The sequence below is a fragment of the Priestia sp. P5 genome, assembly GCF_029522155.1.
GTDB classification, from domain to species: Bacteria; Bacillota; Bacilli; order Bacillales; family Bacillaceae_H; genus Priestia; species Priestia megaterium_E.
The window spans coordinates 1,089,145-1,109,390 of record NZ_JAKWFJ010000001.1 but is presented as its reverse complement, the minus strand read 5'-3'; the positions used below and the strand labels follow the sequence as shown (position 1 = coordinate 1,109,390).

The following is a 20,246-nucleotide window of genomic DNA, read 5'->3' as shown; positions in this document are numbered from 1 at the left end:
GCACGGAGAATAAGCGCCGAAATATATTTTGATTCATCTAATGAATGAAAGACGCAGAAAAGCTATTAAACGAAAATGAAGTAGCTTTCCCCCCAGCTCTGCCTGAACGTTCAAAAGCAGGTTTGGATGATATTCTATGCAGAGCACGTTTTCAAGATCCAGAAGTCGCAGCGGCTATCTTCATGGAGATAGCCGCTGATATAGTTGCTTATAGCTAATTAATTGGCTCGTCTATTCGGAAAGATATTGCAGCGATGTTTGATCAAATTCACAGATTACAAACAATGAGCTTTCTATAAATACAAAAAATATTTCTTAGCAAATAGGGACATTACGATAACTAACTTTATCTATGACATACATATTAGTTAATTGATTTAATCCCATATTCTAGGTCGATCAACCTCCATGATTCTCAAATACTGTAAGAGTTGTCCAGCGTGTACGGATTCATGATAGCCTATCCGCATCAACATATCCCCTAAAGAACGAATATAACCAACATCTGAACGGTCTATTTGAATGTTAGTTAAATCTTCTTCAGAAAAAGTAGTAATCATGTCTAAAAATTGTTGGTGGTATGATGCTGCAAACTCCAATTCATCCTTTATAGATTGTAAGGGTCTTTTTTCAAAAGGAGAATCAAATTCCTTTAAGCTGCCCAAATTTTTGATAGCTAGATGATAATAGTATTCTGACTCCAAGACATGACGAACCATTTCTATGCATGTCATAGCTTCTTTATCTGGCTTCCAATCGAGTTTATCATCAGGAATTGCTTGCCAAACCTTTATACTTCTTCTTCTAATCTCTTTTATATTTAATACTATTGCGTCTGTTCCATTCATTTCCATCCCTCCTCTTATCATCATTTTACATGATTTCCCCAAAACAAAGAGGTGAATTTTTAACTAAACTTATTTCAAATATTCATGGTTCTTATGCTGAGTATAATAACTTTCATATTTTAGAAATTGTATCTTCAATTCTTTTATGTAAAAAATTCCATAAACGCTTAGTAACAAGCTGTAAACCATTGGTTAACACAGCAGGTATTAGTACTAATCACTATACATGTCCCTGTTTAACAAATAAAAAAAGCTAGCATAAAGCTAACTTTTTTAAGTTAGAGATAAAGGCAGGCTAATAATTAGCAACCGCCAAATCCTCCCCAACAAGCACAGCCAATAATGATTAATAAGATAAACAGCACGATAATTAAAGCAAAACCACTGCCACCGCCGTAACCGCAGCCGCCGCCATAACCATAGCCACAACCTCCGCCATAACCGCCAAAGAACATAAACTTCACCTCCTTCTTCTTCATACATTTAGCATATGATGAAAAACGAAATGTGCTCCACGAAGTGGATAGACTACGTTTTATATCACTATAAATAAAAAAATAATAACCTTTTAGTTTCTTTTACATACAATGAAGCATCCTCAGATCCCACCCATATATGAGTTTTACTCCCTCTGCAATAGATTGTTTGAATTCCGCCCAATCAGTTCTATTGCGTATAAGAGTCCCCCCACAACCTAGAATAAAAAAGTCTTTCTCAAATTAGAGAAAGACTTTTTTATTGTTATTAATAGCCAAATCCGCGGCCGTAACAGCTGCATCCAATAATGACAAGAAGAATAAACAGGACAACTAATAAAGCAAAACCAGAACCAGCTCCACCATAACTAGACATACAAACACCTCTTTTCATGGTATTTAACTAAAGGAAAAAACTTTAAATATACATGGGTTAAGGTATTATATGTAGACATAGCTCATATCGATTGGATTTTGGTCTAAAATAGGCTACTTTGTTTAACAATAGCTAAATAACATCCTAAATTTCACATAGTAAAAACCCTTCATTGCTAGGGACTGACCCCTGATTTCGAGACAGGGATCAAAACACCTTTTAAACATGCTTTGTGATAGTAAGAATGAGGTGTTCTTTAGTTCATTCTGACAGGAGTAGAAGGTTTTTAATGTGAATTATTCCTCAAGATTAACATCCATCGTTCCGTTATCAATATTATTTAAAATGGTTTTGTTTTTATCGTCTAATTCATTGCGTAAAAGTGAATTACGCGTCGCTTCGTATAAATCGTAGCTTCTTTCATCAACTGGAGAATTATGATCTTCACATATCATTTTTTCTGATTCTTTAGATTGATCTGCCATATCAGTCACCTCCTCTGTATATTATGTGAGTTGGTTAGAAAAAACATAAGAACTTTATCTGGCTACTGTTGGGTAAGGTTTAATCAACGGTTAGCTGCTTCTGTGCATTGTGTTTACATATGACCTAGTATTAGGTAGACACAACCGTTTCTTGAGCATGCTTTTGGATGATTTCTGGAACTTCCAGCAATGAATTAACGGTTATCAATTTACCTTTTGGCGCAATATCAATTTCAACTTGGTTGTAGCTCCACTCCAGTTCAGAAGGTACGTGAATCGCATGTATTCCAGCTTCTACTGCCGGTCTTATATCGGTTTTTAATGAATTGCCAATCATCCAAGTCTTTTTTGGATCGTACTTAATTTGGTTTAGTATTTCTTTTAATGCAGGTGTATCTTTTTGTTCAGAAATAAACACTCTTTTTTCAAAGTATTTAGCTAGCTCTAGCTGAACAATTTTTCTACCTTGATTTTCCTCATCTCCACCTGTGTGTAAGTAGAGATTATGTCCTTGTTCTTTAAGCTTATCTAATACTTCATACATATTTGGCAAGGGTTCTATCGGTACTTCAAATACACTTTGACCGATTTTTTTGATTCTTTCGACTCTCTCGTCATGGATATCTTGATGATTTTGTTCATTAAAAAATAAATAAGTAGCTACTAATGATTCTGGAAAACGGGAAGAGTGAAGGCCATATTTTTCGATACTTTTTAAATCTATCTCTAACTGCTTTTGTTTTATTTCTTCCTTAGTCAGATTCTCAAACCACTCCTGCAATTGAGCCACAAAAGCATTTATGGTGTCTCTAAAATATTTATTACAGTGAACAAGCGTATCGTCTAAATTAAAAAGTAAGGTTTGCTTCTGCATTTCGTTAAATCCTTTCTACAATGGATGTACGGACAGTATATATGAAAAAACACTAACCACTTTTATTACCTATCCACACCTAAAACCAAGATAAAATCTCAAATACGTTAGGAATAAGCAGTTGATTTACTATGCTGAAATGAGAATATTTAGTGGAAAGATCCTTCTAGCATATAAAATAGAAGGATCTTTTTATAAGATAAAACGCTGCAGGATATTCCTGCTAATAAATATAACGTTCAAAATGTTCTCTATTCATATTTGTTTTAAACGTAGAGGTACTCAGTCCTGAACGATTTATTAGCGGTTGGTTGCCTTCGTTTTCTTTAGGTATATTCATTTCAAGACCTTGTATAGTGAAAGGATCATACATATACGTTGTTCGTTCAGTTTCTGTATGCGACATGAACTTCACCTCTATTAATAGTCCTCATTTTTTAAAATCATGTTAACTCGTTTACAGCAGATCCTCTAATAAAAATATCTACGTTTCATAGGTCTTTTCGCTAAAAAAGATCCACCGTTTTTTACTTTTTTTTATTAAGTTGTAATTTCTTGTGGCTCTTCGCCTTCAAGGTCAGTAAAGAAATTTTCCAAGGTTTCCCTTGGGTCAAGAGCACGTCCGTCTTCTTCGACAACACGGTTAAGCGTAGGATCATTATTGCTATCTTTATTTTTATAGTTGTTATAATCAACTCTTTCTGCAATTCCTGAATTATCAACGCCTTTAAAGTCTTTCTTTGGCATAAAAACACCTCCTAGCCCTATTGTTTGAAAATCTGAAGATAAAATAAGTGGAAGGTTAAGTTATATTTTTATTTCCCGAGAATTAAATAGATACTTGTTGCTAAGAGACATGTACAACATGCTTAATTGTTTTACGAAATGGAGAAATTAAAACGTCAAAACTTAATTTACAGAGGTAGAATAACTAAACACAATTCTTAAAATAGCTATAAAAAGCAATCATTTTTATTAAGCCAAAGACTAACTCTTTAAAGAGTTAGTCCTTTGTCATTCAACTAGTATACACATGAACATGAAAAAAGAATGACAAATGAACTGTCATTCTCTCTCCTACACATGACAAGCGTATAGTTTTCTTCACAAGGAAATGAAATATGTAATTCCACTTTTCACAGCGTAACTTGTTTCTACTCTTTAGTATCATTAAATGATAAGGGCCTAAACATCCACCAATTACCATGTATATACTTCTTGGCCTCTAGGAAACTTAAGGAAAACAAGGAGGTGACACAACATGGCAAACAACAAAAGCAGCAACAACAACGAATTATTAGTATACGGTGCTGAACAAGCAATCGATCAAATGAAATATGAAATCGCTAGCGAATTTGGTGTAAACCTTGGTGCTGATACAACTGCACGTGCAAACGGATCAGTAGGTGGCGAAATCACAAAACGTCTTGTGCAATTAGCTCAGCAACAACTTGGCGGCGGACGCTTCTAAGACAACTTTATAATTGATGGCTGAAGGAAGAGTGGGTATCCATTCTTCCTTTTTGTACGAATAAAAAAAGAAGGAGAGATTATATGCAGCAAAATCAACCGGCTAACGAAAATGCTGGTTTTACTGAAAAATCAGCAGCTTCTGCAACAAATGCACAACAAGTAAAACAAGAAATCCAAAGAGACGTAAATGAAGGACAAGGTGCAATGACTTCTCGAGAAGCAGGCGCAATGCGCGATTAAAAAAACACTTTAAGCAGTTTTTAATCACAGACTCTTTGTATAAGAACCTATAAAAGTACCTCAATTAACCGAGGTACTTTTAGCAGTCTACTCTATTTCGACGGGGGAGATACTGTGACTTCGGGTGTGTTTCATCAGGTCCATGCTGGTGAAACACAAAGGCAAACGGTCTAATCCCCAATATATAAAAGGCGAGCCTGCCTTGTCCGCCTGAAAAATAATTAGTTTGTATTTTGTCCCTCGCCATTCAGCCCTTCTTTTATGTACCCGTTAACCTGACTATTTGAAAGCAATCCAATATGTCCAATGCCATAAAGTTGAATATATTTCTATATCTTGAACAAACGAGTCAAGACGCCGTGAAGCATCTAACCACCTCTTTATCAACATAATACTAATTTTCAGAAACAACATGTAAAAAAGCTCTTTATGAAAAAACAAAGAGCTTTTTCTTGTCCACGAATTCTCTATTCCGATAAAGATTAAGTGGATATCAGTGGATTGCATAAAATAAATAAACAAGACCATATTAAATATTGATGATAGGTATAAAAAGTATATTTCCTTCCAATCCATAGGAGATCGTAAATGAATAATTATAAAAATGACAATACTGCAAGACGCTATATTGCTCACGTTAGTATATTTGGAACGACTCAAATCCATTTAAGAAACCCCTATATTGTTGCTTGGTGGTCAGCAGCTTTTCCTGGTTTTGGACACTTACTACTCTCTAAATACCTTCGCGGCTTTGTGTTATTTATATGGGAGGTCGTCATAAACCTTAAATCTCATGTAAATTTAGCGATGATTTATTCTTTTCAAGGAAACATTGATATGGCCAAAGACGTGCTTAATACAAGATGGCTTCTTATTTATATTCCTGTTTATATTTTTGCTATATGGGATAGTTACCGAACAACCGTTGATTTAAATAAAATATACGTGTTAGCTGAAAGAGAAAATCATCGGTTCAACTCCTTTAGTATAGGAGCCATGGAAATAAACTATTTAGATAAACGGAATCCCATCCTATCCGTTGCCTGGTCCTTTTTGATGCCGGGTCTAGGACAACTCTATATTCATCGGATCATTGGTGCTTTCTTTGTCATCATTTGGGCAGTCGTTTTCTTTTATTATTCTCATCTACTTGAGGGGATTTCTCTGCTATTTTTAGGAGAAATAAAACAGGCTACCTCCGTTTTGAATAAAGAATGGCTGTTATTTTTCCCTTCTCTATATGGTTTTGCTACCTTTGATTCCTATATGAATACCGTTGAGAATAATAAACTTGTGGAAAGAGAGCAAAAAAACTTCTTCGAGAAAACGTATCAACATCCAAGCTTTTGTATTGTGAAAGGAAAAAAGGTGGAGTGAAAATATGCAGATCTTTTCTACATTCGAATACTCCAGTTACATAGAATTAGCTGTTTCGGAGCTAGAAAGAAAAGGAATAAAGAAAAAAGATATATTTATTGTTCCTCTTAATAATCGAACAGAAGATCGCCGGATTTTTGATAGCCTTCATCGAGCAGATGGAGTTTCTCTCATTGATTTAGGAATGGCTCTAGCCACAGCCTTTTCAGTTATTGGGGCAAGCGTTGGTTTTAAACTAAGCTGGGGCCCTATTTATTGGGGGATTATTAGTGCTTTTATCGGATTTATCTTAGGATTAGGAATTAAACTATTTATATTTAAAGTAATTAGAAAAAATCAACGAATTCTACGTGGCAAACATTCAGAAGTCATACTCATTGTTGATTGTCATGCTGGAGACGCCGAAGCGGTTGAACAAACTTTGTGGAAAAACCTTGCCCTAGGTGTTTCAAAAGTCAGATCTGATGGCTTATAAAAATAAGTCATCACCGTCCAATATAATATCGAGGTATAGGATGAATGAATTACTATTCAGGATTAGAGATAACTTCCTTAACGCATTGAGGGAGTTTTTCTGTTTTTAAGCTGTATAATCTTTAGTTAGCATAATGTAATTTATTAGAACCAAAAAAGCTTTTAAAAAGAGCTTTTTTGGTTCTAACATATGTTAAATGCCACTCTACCAACCTCTTTGATTTCGTAATGTCGTAATATGAGCAACATGATGCTTTCCATGCCAGGCATAAGTAGCTATTAATTGCTCAATCGTCACTTCTCCGTTTTCAGGATGGTGGATCATTTTCTTCAAATCTTTTTCATCAAGTGAGCTTAAAACTTTATGAAGACGCTTATGTAAAGCTGAAAAAAGTTGAAGAGAAACTTCTATTGGTAAATCATTATCAGGCAGAGTTGACCAAGCTACTTCATCATAGGCCTTAATAGTAGGTGCTTGCTCTGTTAAGCCTAATTTAAAACGAGTATAAGCATTCATATGTGAGTCAGCTAAATGATGGACAACTTGACTTAATTTCCAACCGCCTTCTCGATAAGGCGTAGCTAACTGCTCGTTTGTCAGCCCTTCTACAGCATAAGCTAATTGCTTTGGTGCATCTCCAATGTCATGAATCCAACCTTGAATATCTTCTTTTTGAATATTTTCCTTCACGGTAAATTTCCCAATAGGATATTGATTAAACATACTTCTTCCTCCCTTTCTAGTTTTGTTAATATATAGTATAGCACTCTACTTTAAAATAAACTTGAATATTCAGAATAAAAACAGACAGATAAAGTGTTAAAAATAAATAAAAAAAGACCTTCAGCGATGAGAAGATCCTTTTCGGATATTTGCTTTAAGCGCTTGTAATCTTGATTGAGAATCATTTGTTTGCCTAATCGCTTTTTCCACGATGTACTGATATCCATATAAAACAACAGCTAAAACCGTAGTCATTCCCCAGTACATGCTTGGCGACATCCTTTTCATTTTAAATATACCCGCTTTTTTCAAGGCACCGCCAAAAGGGAAAATATTAAACCAGTCTAACACCGTATTGGCAAATATGTATTTTAGAAAAGAGCCGTATGTTAGCTTAAATATCCAAAGCGTTCCTATTAAGTGAGGACCTAAAATATAAGTAAAATCTATCGGTGCCTTAGGAAATAAAGGATTGTTGTTTTTAAACCATTTTTTCTGATTAGCAATAACGGTAAACACAATGATGAATAAGTTAGCGAAAGTAGCTACAGGCAAAAAGCGGACAAATGATTTTGTTCCTATAAAAGGCGCGGTTAACCATGGAAAGATTAGCACGGCTAAAGAAATGATCAATTTTCTTTTGTACTTACGCATGAATTTTCTCCTCAAACTGTAGTTTCGGAAATATTATTACCTAAAACTGAAAGTTTATGTAATATGCCACAATGATTTCAAGCAAAGATAACCCAGCTAACGATGACATACGTATATTTCTAAAGGGTTCTACTGTTGCACTTTATAATGGTGAACCTTGATAAAGAAAAAAAGCAAAGAGAATGTTCTCTTTGCTTTTTTGGCCTTTATGCTAGTTTATATATCCTGAGTTTTCATTTTATTTAATTCATCTTGCTGCTTCTTTTTAAAAATCTTTCTTCCTTCTTCCCATTCGATGAGAAATATACTTAAACCAAATAAAAGCAATAAAATTAATTTGATTGGGTGATTTATTTGGTGAGCTGTAAATATCCATCCGCAGTATACTAAGTAAGCTGTTGGCATAATCGCTCCCCAGTATACGCTCGCCCGAGTAGATAAAAAGTAATGAACGGCACATATCAGTACAAAAAATAACAAATGATGAGGCATGATTTAATCTCCCTTTCAAAGATTCCTTTATATATCCTGAGTTTTCATCTTATTTAATTCATTTTGCTGCTTCTTTTTATGAGAATCTCTTCCTGTTCCCCAGTCCACAATGAGTATAGACAACACAAAAAGGATTGCTAAAGGAGCTTTTATAGGATGATCCATTAGTATTTGATGATTCGTAAACAATCTCCATCCACAATAGGATAGAAAAGCGGTTGGAACGATAGCTCCCCAATACACACTCGCTCGAGTAGATAAAAAATGATGACCTAAAATTGCAATAGCAATAACTACGATCGTACTCCAATCAGACATTACTTAATCCCCTTTTCACCTTTATATTTCTCTATAATCAGCTTGGCATCTTCTAAGCTAATGCGCTCTTCAATAGCAAGCTTTTTAACAAGGCTAATTAATTCTTCTTTATCATGTTCTTCATTTATCTCAATCTTTTGTATTAAACGATCCAAACGTATACGAACAGTTGGATAGGACACTTCGTAGTCTTTTGCAAGCTGTTTTAAAGAACCTGAATTTAATACAAATTTTCTTATAAATTCTACATCATCACTTTCTAACGACAGTATCCACGAAGGAACATCTCTATTATCCATATATAACCACCTCTTCCTTTTTTTAATATACCATGAACTTAAATAAAGTTAAAGTGTTTTTTAATAAAATTAAAAACACTAATAAAATAAAGTTTCGTTTTATTAGTGTTTTTAGTTTATATAGCGTTTATTTCTAGTGACGATGGCATTAGAATCCAATCTTCAAAAAAAGAAACATCTAGCCTTTAAAGACTAAATGCTTCTCCTCCTTTACACCTTATAGATTTCATTAGACGACAGCCAGTCAACGAATTGATGATACGGATAATATGTAGTCCCTTTCAACTCTATTTTTGGAGCTCCGGGATATTTTGTTAACAGTTCTTCAATTTCACCTTTACTTAAGTTAAAGTGATAGTGTAGATCTTTTTCTTTAATCAAATAAGGATATTTTGATTTCCTTTGAGGTTTACTAAAATTTTTTAAACCATCGCCTATAAAATAACCAAGGGCAGCTAAACCTAAAGCCAGCCAAAAAAAGTTCATTTCCAAAGCAGGATACCCCCAAAACATTTCTAATAAATACATTCTAGCGTAAGATCTCTACAAATTAGCCAGTTTTTCATCAGCTATAAACTTCATAAGTATACCTGCCCCTGAAACATTTAATAATATGCTGCTTCCTAAAATAACACCATATAATAATCCAGCTATATGTAATGTTAAAGCTAAAATTAAAAAGACTGTTCCTGCGCCGACTAAAAGTAAACCCAAGCTTCGATTATACACCTATTTCACCACCAAAAAAGTAAATATAGTTATATTTTAACATAATTATATTTATTTTACTGATTAAAGGAATCTTTCTATTTTTATGCTGTATACGACATGCAAAGCTAGTCACCCTAGTAATTTACAATAAGGAAAAAGAAGGGGCAGCTAAGCTATGTTAGTTTCCCCTTCTTTTTGTAACTCCAGTTTTCATTAAAAACCCTGCGGATACAATACAGGCAGCAGATAAAAGCAACCCTGTTAATCCCTGTTTTAAAATAAACCCAAAGATTATAATAGAAAATGATCCTAAAAAGAACATCAACTTGACTAAAACATTTCTTTTGCTCATTTATCCAATCATCTCGATTCTATATACAAATAATACATATAGTTACTCCCTCTGTTCTCTTTGTCCAGCACTCCAAGCTAACGCTAATATAGAAACCGTTACCACTACTGCAGTCACCATAACTATATCCACCTCTTCTTCCTTATAATTACATTTTAACATAGTTTTAGAGTACTGTTTGAACGGAGGTTATACGAAACTAACTAGTATAAAACGGATTACCAGCACAAAAAGAGCACCCAATTACTATAAGTGCTCCTTTTTTAGGTATTAGTACGATTAGACCCCTGTCCTACTACTTTACTTGGTAATAACCTCTGCAAAAAAACGAGTTCTTCGGTTTAATAGCAATTAAAAATGAGTTATAGATATCTGAGCCAGAAATGAATGTATTTATCCAACACACAAATAATAGAATTGATTTGATATTTCCTGATACATAGAACGATATAATAGCAGGAACTACCGATAATACAACAAAAGGCAAGCTCATAAAAAGCCAATATCTCGTTTTGGATAGAACGGCATTTGTGCTTAGCCAGAAAAATATTCCGCTAAAAGTTAAGCTCATATCACCTTTTTTACGAATGACTAACACGTGTAGACATTCGTGAGCAACAAAGACAGCGATGCCTGTCATGATGAGATAAAATAGATTGATACGAGTAAAGCCTGCTCCAAAGAAATAAGGTATTGATAGAATAATAATCTGAAGTAAATATACAAACTTCATATAGTGTTTTCGATACCACGTATTCTGGATAAAAGGTGTCCATTCAGAAAAGTTCATGCTTATTTGTGGCAAGTGGCGAAACCAAATGATAATAGGCGTTCCCTCTCCTTCATGTAAACTTCCGCTAATTTCATTAACATAAAATCTCCTACTCTATATTAAGCTTTATTATTTAAATACTGAGTAAGTAAATGAACTGCGCTGTCTTGTTTTTTCTCTACTGCAACCTCTAAAGGTGTTTTCCCATCATCTTTTTGTATCTCGATATCTGCACCTTTTTCGATGAGAAGTTTAATCATATTTTCATCTCCTAGCAACGAGGCCTCATGAAGGCTAGTCCACCCACCGCTTTGTTTTGCATTTACATCTGCGCCTTTTGTAAGCAACAAGTCTACAGCTTGAATTTGCTTATTTGCTACTGCTGCATGAAGAGGCATGTTTTCATTCGAATTTTTAGCCTTAATATGAATATCCGCCCCTAGCGACAACAATAACTTAGCACTATCCATTTGCCCAAAATAACAAGCTAAATGTAAAGGTGTCCATCCATCTGAATTAAAAGCGTTAAGTAAAGATGGCTCTTTATTTAATAAAGCTTTTATCTCTTCACTTTCTCCATTCACTGCAGCATTTGTTATTTGATCAATATATTCCACTTTACATCCCCCTAATATATAGAAATACCTTGATTATATTTCCATTTTATCATAGCTTAGTGGATGAACACGATATACAAACTCAGTTATATAAGTAAGAAGGACGATAAGGAATACGATGATAAAATTAATAATCATGGTTCCTTTAGGTAAGAATGGAGAGTTGATATGAAAACAACTAATAGCGAAGAGCTAGACGTCCAATGGTATGGAGTAAAGGTTCTTTATAAGTACTTAATAGTCGGTAAACCTAATATAGAAAAGATTGACCAAAATTATGAAGAACATCAGATATTTGAAGAAAGTATTTTATTAATTAAAGCCCAATCATTTGATCAAGCCTATGAAATTGCAGAAAAGAAAGCAAAAGAATGTGAAGACAGCTATACCAACGTTTATGATCAGACTGTGAATTTCCAATTGATTGAGAGTTTAGATGCCTTCCTCTTATTTGAAGAAGATGAGTTCCCAAGTGGTACGGAGGTATATTCACGTTTTTTACATATACCTAAAGAAGAAAGTTTAGCTAATGTCTTATCTAGGCACTATCCAGAAGTTACAGAAGATGAAACAGAGCGGATACGAAAAAACTTCATTTTAAGGAATAGAGATTTTAATTAAAAATTCATATTAAATATAAAAACAAGATGTATACGATATACGAACTTGATCAACATAATGTACTAACTTAAAACATAAGGAAGAGACGCCACTTGCTTTAAATGGCGTCTCTTCTTTTAAAATATTTGAGTAAAAGCTACAATTAAAATCGTAATCCCGCTTATCAACGTTCCGCATTGACCCAATGTAAAGCTGCCGATTTGCACATTTGCTGCTTTTTGCCCCACCATTACTCCTAGCCATACCGTTATAAAACTACCAAATGCTGATGTAAGGGATATGGCTAAAGGTGACAATCCAAGTAAACCCGCTCCTAGACCGTTTGTAAGTGCATTGGCGGAAAGTGCAACACCTAGCACACTGCTTTCAATCCAGCCAATATATCGTACGTTTTCTTGACCTGTACTTTCTAATTCATCAATACCGTTATTTCTTTGAGATCCTACTAATAAAATAATTCTAATTCCAATTAGCGTTAATAATACGACGGCTACAATAACATGGAACACTCCCGGTAAGATTGTTGAAATCCACTTGCCAAACATAATTCCCACCATGCTAAAGAGGAAACAAATAGCCGCTATTAGTAAATTAGAAAGCCATCTTATCCTGATTTTTCGTACTCCATAAGATATTCCTACACCAAAGTTATCTATACTTGATGATAGGGCAAAACCTAAAATGAATAACCATTCCATTTTGTATTCTCCTTTTGATGATAATATTGAGGAAATTTGCTTACTTGTTGCATATATTGTTGATAAACCTTCAATAAAATGATTACTGCGCGTTGAAAAATATGAAGAGGTGACTCGCGATGTCTAAGATTCAAAATGACCAAAGCCTTGGTTTGTTGTTACGGTCTTTATTAAAGGAAAATGCTTTATCTATGCGGAAGCTCAGCTCACTTACGGGGATCGATACGGCAACTATTTCACGGATTATAAACGGAAAGCAGCAAGCAAATCTACATCATTTAAAGCAATTTGCGCACTATTTAAACACTCCTCTTGAAGCATTAATTGACCCTGCTGGAGCTGCTTCAAATACTACAGAAAATGAAGTAGAAACAGGCATTCATTACTCCATTGATAAAATTCAAGAAATACTTAAATCTTTTAATATAGTGGATACAAACTTTACGATTGAACGTGTAAAACAAGAACTAACAAAATATGAGCAATATGCACAGACCGACGAAGGACACAGCATGATTATAAATAACTTTCAATCCAAAATAGAGCAAGTAGGCAGCGTTGGCACTTTCATTGATCAACTAAAGCAAATGTATCTTGAATATTGTAACGAAGAAACCTCAGCTGCCAAGCGCTCTACATTAGGAAGTGCGCTATTGTATTTTATTTTGCCTACCGATATTATCCCAGACTACGTCTTTCCAATCGGCTATTTAGACGATGCAATAGCTGTACAACTAGTGATGAATCAACTTACGGAATAAAGACTGAGTTTTATTAAGGGAACTGAACGCGGCATGCAGCTATTTACTGTGAAAACGGAACTTTTTCTGAACGATGAGCAGGTAAATACTCTATTGCTTTCTTTAATTTAGATAATTCCTTTGGCACAATCTTTTTGATGATTTTTTCTTTTTCACATGGTTCGCATGACTCATGGTTACATCTATGCGCACACATACCTAAAGGAATTTTCTCTCCTACAAATGGATCTATATAGACTCCATTTTCAAATAGCTTACTCTTAATAAGATTTTCATTTTGCAATCTGCAGCAATTAACACAATAGTACATTTGTTTTCCACTCTCTTTCTTATACTTGATTTTGAAACATCTTATGAGAACGAATCAACAGAAGTGCTTGTTCCTACAATAAAAATTGAAAAAATCTCAATAGGCGTTGATAACTACTCAACACACGGCACTTACAAACATATAGTTCAATAATGACATCATAGAGAGTGTCATACATTGAGGAGGGACAGTGGTGAAAACAAGAGATATTATTAACGCTGTAATCGGTATTTGGTTTGTTATTGCCCCTTGGATGCTTGGGTTTTCATACGATACAGGGGCTACTTCAGCAAGTATTGTATTTGGAAGCCTTCAAGTGATTATGTCTTTTTGGGGAGTTACTAAACCCGGATGGAATTCATGGCAAAATTGGATTTCGCTCATTACCGGATTATGGTTTATTCTTTTTCCCTTTACTTATTCATTAACAGACGGGGTGCTTTGGTCTAGCGTCGTACTTGGGTTAATGACCGTATTACTTAGTTTATGGAGCTTGAACTCTAAAGCAAGATTAAAATTAAAAGCTGTAAGTTAAAAAGCGAATAACATCCCACTTTTTGCTGAAACTACTCAAGATACCGCAACGTATCGACTATGTAAGAAATAATTCTCCTAGCAGAAAAGCTCCCTACGGAAATAGAGAGCTTTTTCTGCTGTTTATGTAAAGCGTACACAGGTTTAGCCAGCGTAACGTACTTTACAGAAAGCTATAAAAGAGAAAAGGTAGATCACATTTGCGATCTACCTTTTCTCTCCATTACGGAGTCATCATTACTTTTTTAACACGGGTATCCATATTTCACTTTTAAAGGTTGGCGACGTTACATTTTTATGTTCATTCCATAAGATTTCCGGTCCTTCTACTTGTTCATAATTTGAGGATGGAAACCATTCTGAATAAATTCGTCCCCATACATCTTGTAATGTGTCAGGAAATGGTCCGACTGCTTCGAATACAGCCCATGTTCCAGCTGGCACTTCAAGTTGTACTAAATGATTGGGACAATCCTTAGTTGTGGCTACACCGATATAATGGTCCAGCTGCCCTTTTTCCTCCATTCTCCCTTCAGAAAAGTTCACAGATGCACTAAGCAAACCTAATGGTGTAACATTAGAAAGTTCTTTTAATTTACGTATTGTTTCATCGTTCAAGCTTTCCCACATAGCAGCAATCTTTGGGTTAACTCCATGAAAAATTATCGGAACTCTTTCTTTAATACCAACGATATGAAAGGCCTCTTTTTCCTCAATTCGATAATTCATTTCATTTCCTCCTTTAATTGATAACTGAAAGGTCATTTTTGGAAATGCTTTAAGTGAACTCCCATTTTTTTTAGCTTCCGAAGGAGTTATACCGTGTAGATTTTGAAAAGCCCTTGTAAACGAATCCGGTGAGCTGTAATTGTACTTGATCGCAACATCAATGACTTTGATGTTACTATCTTTAAGTTCAAATGCTGCAAGTGTAAGTCGTCTTCGGCGAATATATTCTGATAAAGTAATACCTGCAAGAAAAGAAAACATTCTTTTAAAGTGATACTCAGAGCAAAGAGCCAGCCTTGCTACTTCTCTAAAATCGATATCATTGGTTAAATTCTCCTCAATATAGTGTAAAGCTCTATTCATATTTCTAAGCACATCCATTTGTATGACCTCCCTTATTATCAGAATAGCAGGATTTGAATAAGGCTATCCGACATTTCATGCACAGTTATGCAGGCTTTTTCCTTCTGTTCATAAGTTCCTACAAACGTAAACAAGCTATTCAAAATGCAATTTCAGCTAGCATAATAACTTTAGAAAACAACAAATAAAGAGCCTTAAATTATAAGCCTCTTTATTTGTTCTCTATTTACGTGTGTTTTCAGTAGTAAATCCCAACTAAAATATCAATTACACTGCATCTGTCATTATATATAAATTGGATGGGATAATTTTGTTTTCTAAAATTAAGTATGGATGGCACTTCATTAAAGCAAGTTTAAGAACTTCTGGTACTCTCTCTTCATCATAAGCACATACTAAATGTAATCCGCCTTTATTTACTAATTTGTCTGCTTCATTCTCAAACTCTTCTAAAATAGGTACAATTCCTTCTTGCTGTCCCCATTCTACATGAGCCCATATTTGAAAAGATCTATTGTTTTTATAGAAGGGATCTAAGTGTCGAGAGAGATGTTCAAAGATGATAGCAGGCTGAAAACTCCCACTTGAACAGTAATAATCAAAATTATTAATAGTATGTATATATGTTAATTGATCTTCAGTTAGAATTTCCTCTAACTTTTCAAAAATTAATGGAATTAATCTTTCACTTTCTATAACTAACGTATGCCTCTCCTGTTCAATTCCCGACACAATATAAGAGACAAGATTATCTAAGTAACTTCTCATGTCGTCAATATTATAGTAAATATGAACGCTTTCATTATTCTGTATTAATTGAGCAAACTGATTTTTCAAATATGTACGCTCCCTTATATAAAATCAACCTAAATTTTAAGCCTCTTAAAATAGTAAATTATCTATTCATTAGAACAATTCTACGCTTTGCATTCTTGTCTGTCAAAGCTAGATGTTTTCCCCTTTGTTTTAGAGTGTACGGCTGCTTTTAGAACAGTGTATCCATATCGATTGCAAAGGGTATAACATTTGCGGCAATTATTCTGGCGCCTTGACTAAAGAATACTATACCCCTTTTCAAATACGATTAAACCCTAACAAGAAATAATGACAGAATTAAGTTTACTTATCCTTTCAAATAAATTTTCGCGTAGCATGGATAAAAGCACCGCCCATCTATTTTTTAGTTTGTATAGCCTAAAAAATAGCTATCATAACACGCGTTACAAGTAGAAAAAAGATCTTAAACTTCTAGCGAAGTTCAGGATCTTCAAATAAAAAGCTGTTATTTTTTTAATGTTATAGGTACACAAATATCACAATAATCAATCTCATTGTTGTCACCATAATATCGTTCAAAGATTGGCCTCGGATCAACTTCATAACCCGCTTCTAACAAGCCAGAAAAAATGGTAGCCCACGCTTTTTGAATTTCTTCTGCAGTATGCTTAACTTTGTATATTGCATACTGTCCCCCTACTAATTGATCTTCACTAAAATCATCGTCAACGTGATATTCACTAGAAATGACGATACCGGCATCATAGCGACAATTCTCAGGAGCTGTTTCTTCAGGATTGTCCCGTGCGATGCTCAGAATTATTGAATCTTTAGTAAACAATCCCTTCTTTTTAGCCAAACGTTTTAACTTCTCCATCACTTTAACATTATGAGGACCATATGGCCCAACTTGTCTCACATATGCAATTCGGTAATTTGGTAAAGTATCAATCTTCATATTCATCTCACTCTGCCCCTTTTTCATCAATATTTACTACAATGAAAAAGTTATCACTATTTAAAAAGATAATCACTTAATTTTTTAAAAATTTACCATTTATATAAACACAGTTTATATAAGCGCGGTTCTAAGCATAAAAAAGGAGCTCAAGAACTATCGAACTAGTCCTTGAGCTCCTCCTTTTACCCAATGTTCTGGGATTGCTAAAGCAGACGGCAACTTTGTATGTACATTTCCCTTTGCCGCATTCACTTGTGCCTGAGTAAGAAAAATACTTCCTGTCAGGTCGGCACCGCTCAAATCAGCATCCCTAAAGTCTGCACCAATAAGATCAGTTAATCGGAGATCAGCATCTCTAAGATCAGCAGCTATAAATAACGCTCCCTTTAAATTAGCTCCTCTAAAATTAGCTCTTCTTAGCTTAGCACCGATATAGTCACTACTACGCTTGAATTTCTTTCCCAACTTTTTATTAGATGTTTTAGGACGCACCAATTCACTTGTACGTACAAGCAAGTCCTTCACTTTCATTCGATGTTCATGTACATCAATTTTTAAAATATCCTCTGGGCTTTGTTTGATCAGGCTTTCAGTTTCTTCAAAAGAAATTTTCAAATCATTGTGAATTGGTTTTGTAGCTTGAAATTGGAGTGCCTCACTTAAATACCACAGCATTTCATGCAGCTGCTGAACAATAGGAAATACCTCAAACATTTCTTTAGCCCTTGTTTTGTTAGCTCTCCAATCATTTCCTATATATATAACTTGAGAAACTCTTTGACCTGCACCAAAACATTCATACCCCACACAGCCTTTGAATCCCGTAGTGATAAGGTTTTTATGAATGGAACATGAATAGTTTGACTGTAAATGACGACAAGGGGTCGCGCCATCTTTATTAAATGCGAAATCAGCAGATTGTGCATAAGGTAAAGCTACGCAGCACAAACCAAAACAACTTGAACAGTTGGAACGTAAATTATCTCGAATATCATTATTTATTTCTAATTTATTAGACAAAACAACCATTCCTCTCATGTTAATAGCGACCAAAAGGAAAATAAAGTTAATTTCACCTTATATTTAATGTGTAAAATACAGATTTTTTTTAGTAAATTCTTTCGTAACCCTTAAAGAAAGTTAACTATTTACAGTACCTTCTATTGCTAATAAATACATTATGCTATCAATCCCAAGCCCTGTATCTATAAGCACAGCTTTATTTTCTCCGATAAGCAAAAAAGAATGGACTTTTTCCCAATGCCCATATTCGCTAATGGCATAAGTTTTATCATCAATCGTTTGCACTGTAAACCAAGAATCTTTAATCATATAACAGGTAGTGACTTACTACTCAGTTCTATATTTATACGATTATGTCCTCTCAAAACCTTCAATTATTCAGAAAATAGAATGTATGCCATATGCTGCTTCTAAGTATTAAAAAGAGCATCTAATCACCACATTAGATGCTCTTTCTTTTTCCCTTTGTTTATTCATTAACAGACAAAGTACTTTCGTCTAGCTGTTTTAAATAGTTACGAAAACGAATTTTCGGATTTAATTCTGTATTTGTAATATGCTTTACATAGCGAATTGAACTTTGACTAATATCATAGTCACTAATTTTATTGGAACGATATTCTACAAAAGGAGGAAGGTAGGTCATGCCAACTAAACTAGCAGATGCCTGGAACGGCTTTGTTATTTCGCTTACTGAAAATAAATTATACCCACCCGCTTGATAAGAATGTTCAGGCGAACCGATGGAAATAGCCAGCACCCACTCCTTTCCCGTCAGCTTCGTTCCACCAGGACCATGAGCCCATCCAAAGGTAAATACTTCATCAAACCACTGTTTTAAAAGTGGCGGACTGCTGTACCAGTACAATGGAAACTGAAAAACAATACGATCATGAGCAAGAAGCAGCTGCTGTTCAACTTTCACATCAATGGGTTGATCACAATATGTTTCATAAAGATCATGAACCGTTACATCCGTTTGCTTCAAAGCTGATTCCTTCCATTTTTTATTTACTCGAGAAGATTCAATATGTGGATGTGCAATGAGTACTAATGTTTTCATATATAGACCTCCTTGTTATTTTTGGTATGATTATATTGTATATTTTGTAATAAATTAGAGGAAGTACGCACATTAATTAAACATAGTATAAAACTGTATACTACAGGGAGTGAAAATGGATGAGAAACCAAAAAGTAGGCTTCGATTATTCCCCCAGTAAAGTCGGGTGCCCGGTCGAAACCACATTAGACGTAATAGGTGGAAAATGGAAAGGGATTATACTTTATCATCTCATTGATGGAAAGAAGCGTTTTAATGAGTTCCGAAAACTATATCCTGCCATTACACAGCGCATGCTGACTTTACAATTAAGAGAGTTAGAAAAAGACGGGATTGTTCACCGTGAAATCTATAAAGAAATCCCCCCAAAAGTAGAGTACTCCCTAACCGAATTCGGAAGATCTCTCGAACCAATCATTTTGCTTATGAAAGACTGGGGAGAAACGCATAAGAACAGAATTATTAATGCGAGAGCAATAGAAAAAGAAGAAATTTAAATATAAATTATATTTATTAATAGATTCGTGTACTTTAGATATGGCCTATACACGAGTAGTTACTGTAATGTAATAAGCTAAAAAAGTGCTTGGATAAATATTATCCAAGCACTTTAAAAATTAATTATGTATGACTTTTCTTTTTAATTTGTACACCTGTATAAATAGAATTACCTATTAATATTGCGGTTCCTAGAAGCCAGCCCACCGTAGGAGAGTGCTCGAATACATCTCTCAAAGCCATTCCTAAAGAAATAGCTGCTATTCCTAGCATTAATAAAAGTACAGTAATGCTTTGCTGTCTTTGCATATATGCCACCTCAGATGCTTTTTTTCTAATCTAATCA

General features: G+C 34.5%; 34 protein-coding genes and 1 pseudogene. 9 read left to right on the top strand and 26 right to left on the bottom strand.

From position 1 onward, the window contains the following. Positions 1-44 precede the first annotated feature (44 nt). Entirely contained in the window at positions 45-218 is a 174-nt protein-coding gene (locus MMB69_RS05800; protein ID WP_277447315.1) for a hypothetical protein, read from the top strand. A gap of 159 nt (positions 219-377) precedes the next feature. Here MMB69_RS05800 and MMB69_RS05795 read toward each other — a convergent pair whose 3' ends face one another. The 7 genes from MMB69_RS05795 to MMB69_RS05765 form a co-directional block, all read right to left on the bottom strand. Beyond that, on the bottom strand, positions 378-848 hold the full coding sequence (locus MMB69_RS05795) for a DinB family protein (protein ID WP_098249014.1): 471 nt from the start codon (positions 846-848) through the stop codon (positions 378-380). 302 nt (positions 849-1,150) lie between these two features. Then, complete coding sequence (locus MMB69_RS05790; RefSeq protein WP_013058439.1) at positions 1,151-1,303, bottom strand: YjcZ family sporulation protein; 153 nt, start codon at positions 1,301-1,303, stop codon at positions 1,151-1,153. A 289-nt stretch (positions 1,304-1,592) separates the two neighbouring features. Further along, positions 1,593-1,700, bottom strand: a complete 108-nt coding sequence (locus MMB69_RS05785; protein WP_016766356.1) for a YjcZ family sporulation protein — start codon at positions 1,698-1,700, stop codon at positions 1,593-1,595. 296 nt (positions 1,701-1,996) lie between these two features. Beyond that, positions 1,997-2,185 carry a hypothetical protein gene (locus MMB69_RS05780; RefSeq protein WP_221786291.1) on the bottom strand — a complete coding sequence of 63 codons (189 nt, stop codon included), beginning with the start codon at positions 2,183-2,185 and terminating at the stop codon, positions 1,997-1,999. Positions 2,186-2,315: 130 nt separating this feature from the next. Then, positions 2,316-3,059, bottom strand: coding sequence for an HAD family hydrolase (locus tag MMB69_RS05775; protein ID WP_277447313.1), 744 nt, complete (start codon positions 3,057-3,059; stop codon positions 2,316-2,318). A gap of 223 nt (positions 3,060-3,282) precedes the next feature. Beyond that, complete coding sequence (locus MMB69_RS05770) at positions 3,283-3,465, bottom strand: hypothetical protein (protein ID WP_098112452.1); 183 nt, start codon at positions 3,463-3,465, stop codon at positions 3,283-3,285. A 134-nt stretch (positions 3,466-3,599) separates the two neighbouring features. Then, a complete protein-coding gene (locus MMB69_RS05765; protein ID WP_221786294.1) occupies positions 3,600-3,806 on the bottom strand; it encodes a hypothetical protein in 207 nt (68 codons plus the stop codon). A 514-nt stretch (positions 3,807-4,320) separates the two neighbouring features. Between MMB69_RS05765 and MMB69_RS05760 the strand changes: the two genes are divergently transcribed. After that, positions 4,321-4,530 carry an alpha/beta-type small acid-soluble spore protein gene (locus tag MMB69_RS05760; RefSeq protein ID WP_047750082.1) on the top strand — a complete coding sequence of 70 codons (210 nt, stop codon included), beginning with the start codon at positions 4,321-4,323 and terminating at the stop codon, positions 4,528-4,530. Positions 4,531-4,613: 83 nt separating this feature from the next. After that, positions 4,614-4,772 (top strand): hypothetical protein, encoded by a 159-nt coding sequence (locus MMB69_RS05755; RefSeq protein WP_277447311.1) that lies wholly within the window; start codon positions 4,614-4,616, stop codon positions 4,770-4,772. Between the two features lie 221 nt (positions 4,773-4,993). Here the strand turns inward: MMB69_RS05755 and MMB69_RS05750 are convergent. Further along, a pseudogene (locus MMB69_RS05750) lies at positions 4,994-5,095 on the bottom strand (esterase); the annotation flags it as partial. Between the two features lie 265 nt (positions 5,096-5,360). Here MMB69_RS05750 and MMB69_RS05745 point away from each other — a divergent pair. Together MMB69_RS05745 and MMB69_RS05740 are read left to right on the top strand one after the other, a co-directional pair. Further along, positions 5,361-6,149, top strand: coding sequence for a hypothetical protein (locus tag MMB69_RS05745; RefSeq protein ID WP_277447310.1), 789 nt, complete (start codon positions 5,361-5,363; stop codon positions 6,147-6,149). 4 nt (positions 6,150-6,153) lie between these two features. Next, positions 6,154-6,624, top strand: coding sequence for a hypothetical protein (locus MMB69_RS05740; RefSeq protein ID WP_277447308.1), 471 nt, complete (start codon positions 6,154-6,156; stop codon positions 6,622-6,624). 204 nt (positions 6,625-6,828) lie between these two features. Here MMB69_RS05740 and MMB69_RS05735 read toward each other — a convergent pair whose 3' ends face one another. From MMB69_RS05735 to MMB69_RS05695, 9 genes are all read right to left on the bottom strand, one after another. After that, complete coding sequence (locus MMB69_RS05735) at positions 6,829-7,347, bottom strand: YfiT family bacillithiol transferase (RefSeq protein WP_264408413.1); 519 nt, start codon at positions 7,345-7,347, stop codon at positions 6,829-6,831. 120 nt (positions 7,348-7,467) lie between these two features. After that, entirely contained in the window at positions 7,468-8,001 is a 534-nt protein-coding gene (locus tag MMB69_RS05730) for a hypothetical protein (RefSeq protein WP_277447307.1), read from the bottom strand. Between the two features lie 216 nt (positions 8,002-8,217). Beyond that, on the bottom strand, positions 8,218-8,493 hold the full coding sequence (locus MMB69_RS05725; RefSeq protein ID WP_063247136.1) for a hypothetical protein: 276 nt from the start codon (positions 8,491-8,493) through the stop codon (positions 8,218-8,220). 27 nt (positions 8,494-8,520) lie between these two features. Then, complete coding sequence (locus tag MMB69_RS05720) at positions 8,521-8,811, bottom strand: hypothetical protein (RefSeq protein ID WP_277447306.1); 291 nt, start codon at positions 8,809-8,811, stop codon at positions 8,521-8,523. Further along, positions 8,811-9,110 (bottom strand): DUF2089 family protein, encoded by a 300-nt coding sequence (locus MMB69_RS05715; protein WP_063247138.1) that lies wholly within the window; start codon positions 9,108-9,110, stop codon positions 8,811-8,813. Before MMB69_RS05715 ends, MMB69_RS05720 begins: the two co-directional genes overlap by 1 nt. A 210-nt stretch (positions 9,111-9,320) precedes the next feature. After that, positions 9,321-9,602 carry a DNA-binding protein gene (locus tag MMB69_RS05710; RefSeq protein ID WP_277447305.1) on the bottom strand — a complete coding sequence of 94 codons (282 nt, stop codon included), beginning with the start codon at positions 9,600-9,602 and terminating at the stop codon, positions 9,321-9,323. Between the two features lie 51 nt (positions 9,603-9,653). Next, positions 9,654-9,839 (bottom strand): hypothetical protein, encoded by a 186-nt coding sequence (locus MMB69_RS05705; protein WP_098112447.1) that lies wholly within the window; start codon positions 9,837-9,839, stop codon positions 9,654-9,656. A 629-nt stretch (positions 9,840-10,468) separates the two neighbouring features. Then, positions 10,469-10,963, bottom strand: a complete 495-nt coding sequence (locus MMB69_RS05700) for a DUF3267 domain-containing protein (protein WP_221783841.1) — start codon at positions 10,961-10,963, stop codon at positions 10,469-10,471. 101 nt (positions 10,964-11,064) lie between these two features. Then, the gene (locus MMB69_RS05695) at positions 11,065-11,562 is read right to left on the bottom strand and encodes an ankyrin repeat domain-containing protein (RefSeq protein ID WP_221783809.1); all 498 of its coding nucleotides are present in this window, start codon (positions 11,560-11,562) and stop codon (positions 11,065-11,067) included. A gap of 168 nt (positions 11,563-11,730) precedes the next feature. Here MMB69_RS05695 and MMB69_RS05690 point away from each other — a divergent pair, with 168 nt between their 5' ends. Beyond that, positions 11,731-12,183, top strand: a complete 453-nt coding sequence (locus MMB69_RS05690; protein ID WP_209367526.1) for a DUF4288 domain-containing protein — start codon at positions 11,731-11,733, stop codon at positions 12,181-12,183. A gap of 116 nt (positions 12,184-12,299) precedes the next feature. Here MMB69_RS05690 and MMB69_RS05685 read toward each other — a convergent pair whose 3' ends face one another. Then, positions 12,300-12,881, bottom strand: coding sequence for a manganese efflux pump (locus MMB69_RS05685; RefSeq protein WP_277447304.1), 582 nt, complete (start codon positions 12,879-12,881; stop codon positions 12,300-12,302). Positions 12,882-13,000: 119 nt separating this feature from the next. On the opposite strand from MMB69_RS05685, the gene MMB69_RS05680 reads away from it, so the two are divergent. Beyond that, on the top strand, positions 13,001-13,642 hold the full coding sequence (locus tag MMB69_RS05680) for a DUF1232 domain-containing protein (protein WP_182421240.1): 642 nt from the start codon (positions 13,001-13,003) through the stop codon (positions 13,640-13,642). 43 nt (positions 13,643-13,685) lie between these two features. Here the strand turns inward: MMB69_RS05680 and MMB69_RS27280 are convergent, their stop codons facing one another. Next, positions 13,686-13,952 (bottom strand): DUF3973 domain-containing protein, encoded by a 267-nt coding sequence (locus tag MMB69_RS27280; RefSeq protein WP_014458786.1) that lies wholly within the window; start codon positions 13,950-13,952, stop codon positions 13,686-13,688. A 193-nt stretch (positions 13,953-14,145) separates the two neighbouring features. Here MMB69_RS27280 and MMB69_RS05675 point away from each other — a divergent pair, with 193 nt between their 5' ends. Beyond that, the gene (locus tag MMB69_RS05675) at positions 14,146-14,487 is read left to right on the top strand and encodes an SPW repeat protein (protein ID WP_264408419.1); all 342 of its coding nucleotides are present in this window, start codon (positions 14,146-14,148) and stop codon (positions 14,485-14,487) included. Positions 14,488-14,723: 236 nt separating this feature from the next. Here MMB69_RS05675 and MMB69_RS05670 read toward each other — a convergent pair whose 3' ends face one another. The 6 genes from MMB69_RS05670 to MMB69_RS05645 all read right to left on the bottom strand — a co-directional run bounded on the left by MMB69_RS05670 (position 14,724) and on the right by MMB69_RS05645 (position 19,402). After that, positions 14,724-15,596 (bottom strand): AraC family transcriptional regulator, encoded by an 873-nt coding sequence (locus tag MMB69_RS05670; protein ID WP_269871373.1) that lies wholly within the window; start codon positions 15,594-15,596, stop codon positions 14,724-14,726. Positions 15,597-15,845: 249 nt separating this feature from the next. Continuing rightward, complete coding sequence (locus tag MMB69_RS05665; protein WP_064472004.1) at positions 15,846-16,415, bottom strand: MEDS domain-containing protein; 570 nt, start codon at positions 16,413-16,415, stop codon at positions 15,846-15,848. A gap of 445 nt (positions 16,416-16,860) precedes the next feature. After that, a complete protein-coding gene (locus MMB69_RS05660) occupies positions 16,861-17,319 on the bottom strand; it encodes an AraC family transcriptional regulator (protein WP_269871372.1) in 459 nt (152 codons plus the stop codon). 150 nt (positions 17,320-17,469) lie between these two features. Then, positions 17,470-18,336 (bottom strand): pentapeptide repeat-containing protein, encoded by an 867-nt coding sequence (locus MMB69_RS05655; RefSeq protein ID WP_048019289.1) that lies wholly within the window; start codon positions 18,334-18,336, stop codon positions 17,470-17,472. Positions 18,337-18,456: 120 nt separating this feature from the next. Next, entirely contained in the window at positions 18,457-18,648 is a 192-nt protein-coding gene (locus MMB69_RS05650; RefSeq protein WP_221783802.1) for a hypothetical protein, read from the bottom strand. Between the two features lie 160 nt (positions 18,649-18,808). Beyond that, positions 18,809-19,402 carry an NAD(P)H-dependent oxidoreductase gene (locus MMB69_RS05645; protein ID WP_221783800.1) on the bottom strand — a complete coding sequence of 198 codons (594 nt, stop codon included), beginning with the start codon at positions 19,400-19,402 and terminating at the stop codon, positions 18,809-18,811. A gap of 119 nt (positions 19,403-19,521) precedes the next feature. On the opposite strand from MMB69_RS05645, the gene MMB69_RS05640 reads away from it, so the two are divergent. Next, positions 19,522-19,899 (top strand): winged helix-turn-helix transcriptional regulator, encoded by a 378-nt coding sequence (locus MMB69_RS05640; RefSeq protein WP_013058468.1) that lies wholly within the window; start codon positions 19,522-19,524, stop codon positions 19,897-19,899. A 124-nt stretch (positions 19,900-20,023) separates the two neighbouring features. Here the strand turns inward: MMB69_RS05640 and MMB69_RS05635 are convergent, their stop codons facing one another. Further along, entirely contained in the window at positions 20,024-20,209 is a 186-nt protein-coding gene (locus MMB69_RS05635) for a hypothetical protein (RefSeq protein ID WP_221781044.1), read from the bottom strand. Between the last annotated feature and the right edge of the window lie 37 nt (positions 20,210-20,246).

Coding starts and splice junctions, on each gene's coding strand:
- MMB69_RS05780 (WP_221786291.1), bottom strand. CDS start 2,185: ATGGCAGATCAATCTAAAGAATCAGAAAAAATGATATGTGAAGATCAT.
- MMB69_RS05690 (WP_209367526.1), top strand. CDS start 11,731: ATGAAAACAACTAATAGCGAAGAGCTAGACGTCCAATGGTATGGAGTA.
- MMB69_RS05645 (WP_221783800.1), bottom strand. CDS start 19,402: ATGAAAACATTAGTACTCATTGCACATCCACATATTGAATCTTCTCGA.
- MMB69_RS05785 (WP_016766356.1), bottom strand. CDS start 1,700: ATGTCTAGTTATGGTGGAGCTGGTTCTGGTTTTGCTTTATTAGTTGTC.
- MMB69_RS05635 (WP_221781044.1), bottom strand. CDS start 20,209: ATGCAAAGACAGCAAAGCATTACTGTACTTTTATTAATGCTAGGAATA.
- MMB69_RS05700 (WP_221783841.1), bottom strand. CDS start 10,963: ATGAACTTTTCTGAATGGACACCTTTTATCCAGAATACGTGGTATCGA.
- MMB69_RS05735 (WP_264408413.1), bottom strand. CDS start 7,347: ATGTTTAATCAATATCCTATTGGGAAATTTACCGTGAAGGAAAATATT.
- MMB69_RS05650 (WP_221783802.1), bottom strand. CDS start 18,648: ATGATTAAAGATTCTTGGTTTACAGTGCAAACGATTGATGATAAAACT.
- MMB69_RS05745 (WP_277447310.1), top strand. CDS start 5,361: ATGAATAATTATAAAAATGACAATACTGCAAGACGCTATATTGCTCAC.
- MMB69_RS05680 (WP_182421240.1), top strand. CDS start 13,001: ATGTCTAAGATTCAAAATGACCAAAGCCTTGGTTTGTTGTTACGGTCT.
- MMB69_RS05795 (WP_098249014.1), bottom strand. CDS start 848: ATGAATGGAACAGACGCAATAGTATTAAATATAAAAGAGATTAGAAGA.
- MMB69_RS05725 (WP_063247136.1), bottom strand. CDS start 8,493: ATGCCTCATCATTTGTTATTTTTTGTACTGATATGTGCCGTTCATTAC.
- MMB69_RS05775 (WP_277447313.1), bottom strand. CDS start 3,059: ATGCAGAAGCAAACCTTACTTTTTAATTTAGACGATACGCTTGTTCAC.
- MMB69_RS05800 (WP_277447315.1), top strand. CDS start 45: ATGAAAGACGCAGAAAAGCTATTAAACGAAAATGAAGTAGCTTTCCCC.
- MMB69_RS05670 (WP_269871373.1), bottom strand. CDS start 15,596: ATGGATGTGCTTAGAAATATGAATAGAGCTTTACACTATATTGAGGAG.
- MMB69_RS27280 (WP_014458786.1), bottom strand. CDS start 13,952: ATGTACTATTGTGTTAATTGCTGCAGATTGCAAAATGAAAATCTTATT.
- MMB69_RS05790 (WP_013058439.1), bottom strand. CDS start 1,303: ATGTTCTTTGGCGGTTATGGCGGAGGTTGTGGCTATGGTTATGGCGGC.
- MMB69_RS05755 (WP_277447311.1), top strand. CDS start 4,614: ATGCAGCAAAATCAACCGGCTAACGAAAATGCTGGTTTTACTGAAAAA.
- MMB69_RS05730 (WP_277447307.1), bottom strand. CDS start 8,001: ATGCGTAAGTACAAAAGAAAATTGATCATTTCTTTAGCCGTGCTAATC.
- MMB69_RS05765 (WP_221786294.1), bottom strand. CDS start 3,806: ATGCCAAAGAAAGACTTTAAAGGCGTTGATAATTCAGGAATTGCAGAA.
- MMB69_RS05760 (WP_047750082.1), top strand. CDS start 4,321: ATGGCAAACAACAAAAGCAGCAACAACAACGAATTATTAGTATACGGT.
- MMB69_RS05685 (WP_277447304.1), bottom strand. CDS start 12,881: ATGGAATGGTTATTCATTTTAGGTTTTGCCCTATCATCAAGTATAGAT.
- MMB69_RS05660 (WP_269871372.1), bottom strand. CDS start 17,319: ATGAATATGAAGATTGATACTTTACCAAATTACCGAATTGCATATGTG.
- MMB69_RS05740 (WP_277447308.1), top strand. CDS start 6,154: ATGCAGATCTTTTCTACATTCGAATACTCCAGTTACATAGAATTAGCT.
- MMB69_RS05720 (WP_277447306.1), bottom strand. CDS start 8,811: ATGTCTGATTGGAGTACGATCGTAGTTATTGCTATTGCAATTTTAGGT.
- MMB69_RS05715 (WP_063247138.1), bottom strand. CDS start 9,110: ATGGATAATAGAGATGTTCCTTCGTGGATACTGTCGTTAGAAAGTGAT.
- MMB69_RS05770 (WP_098112452.1), bottom strand. CDS start 3,465: ATGTCGCATACAGAAACTGAACGAACAACGTATATGTATGATCCTTTC.
- MMB69_RS05640 (WP_013058468.1), top strand. CDS start 19,522: ATGAGAAACCAAAAAGTAGGCTTCGATTATTCCCCCAGTAAAGTCGGG.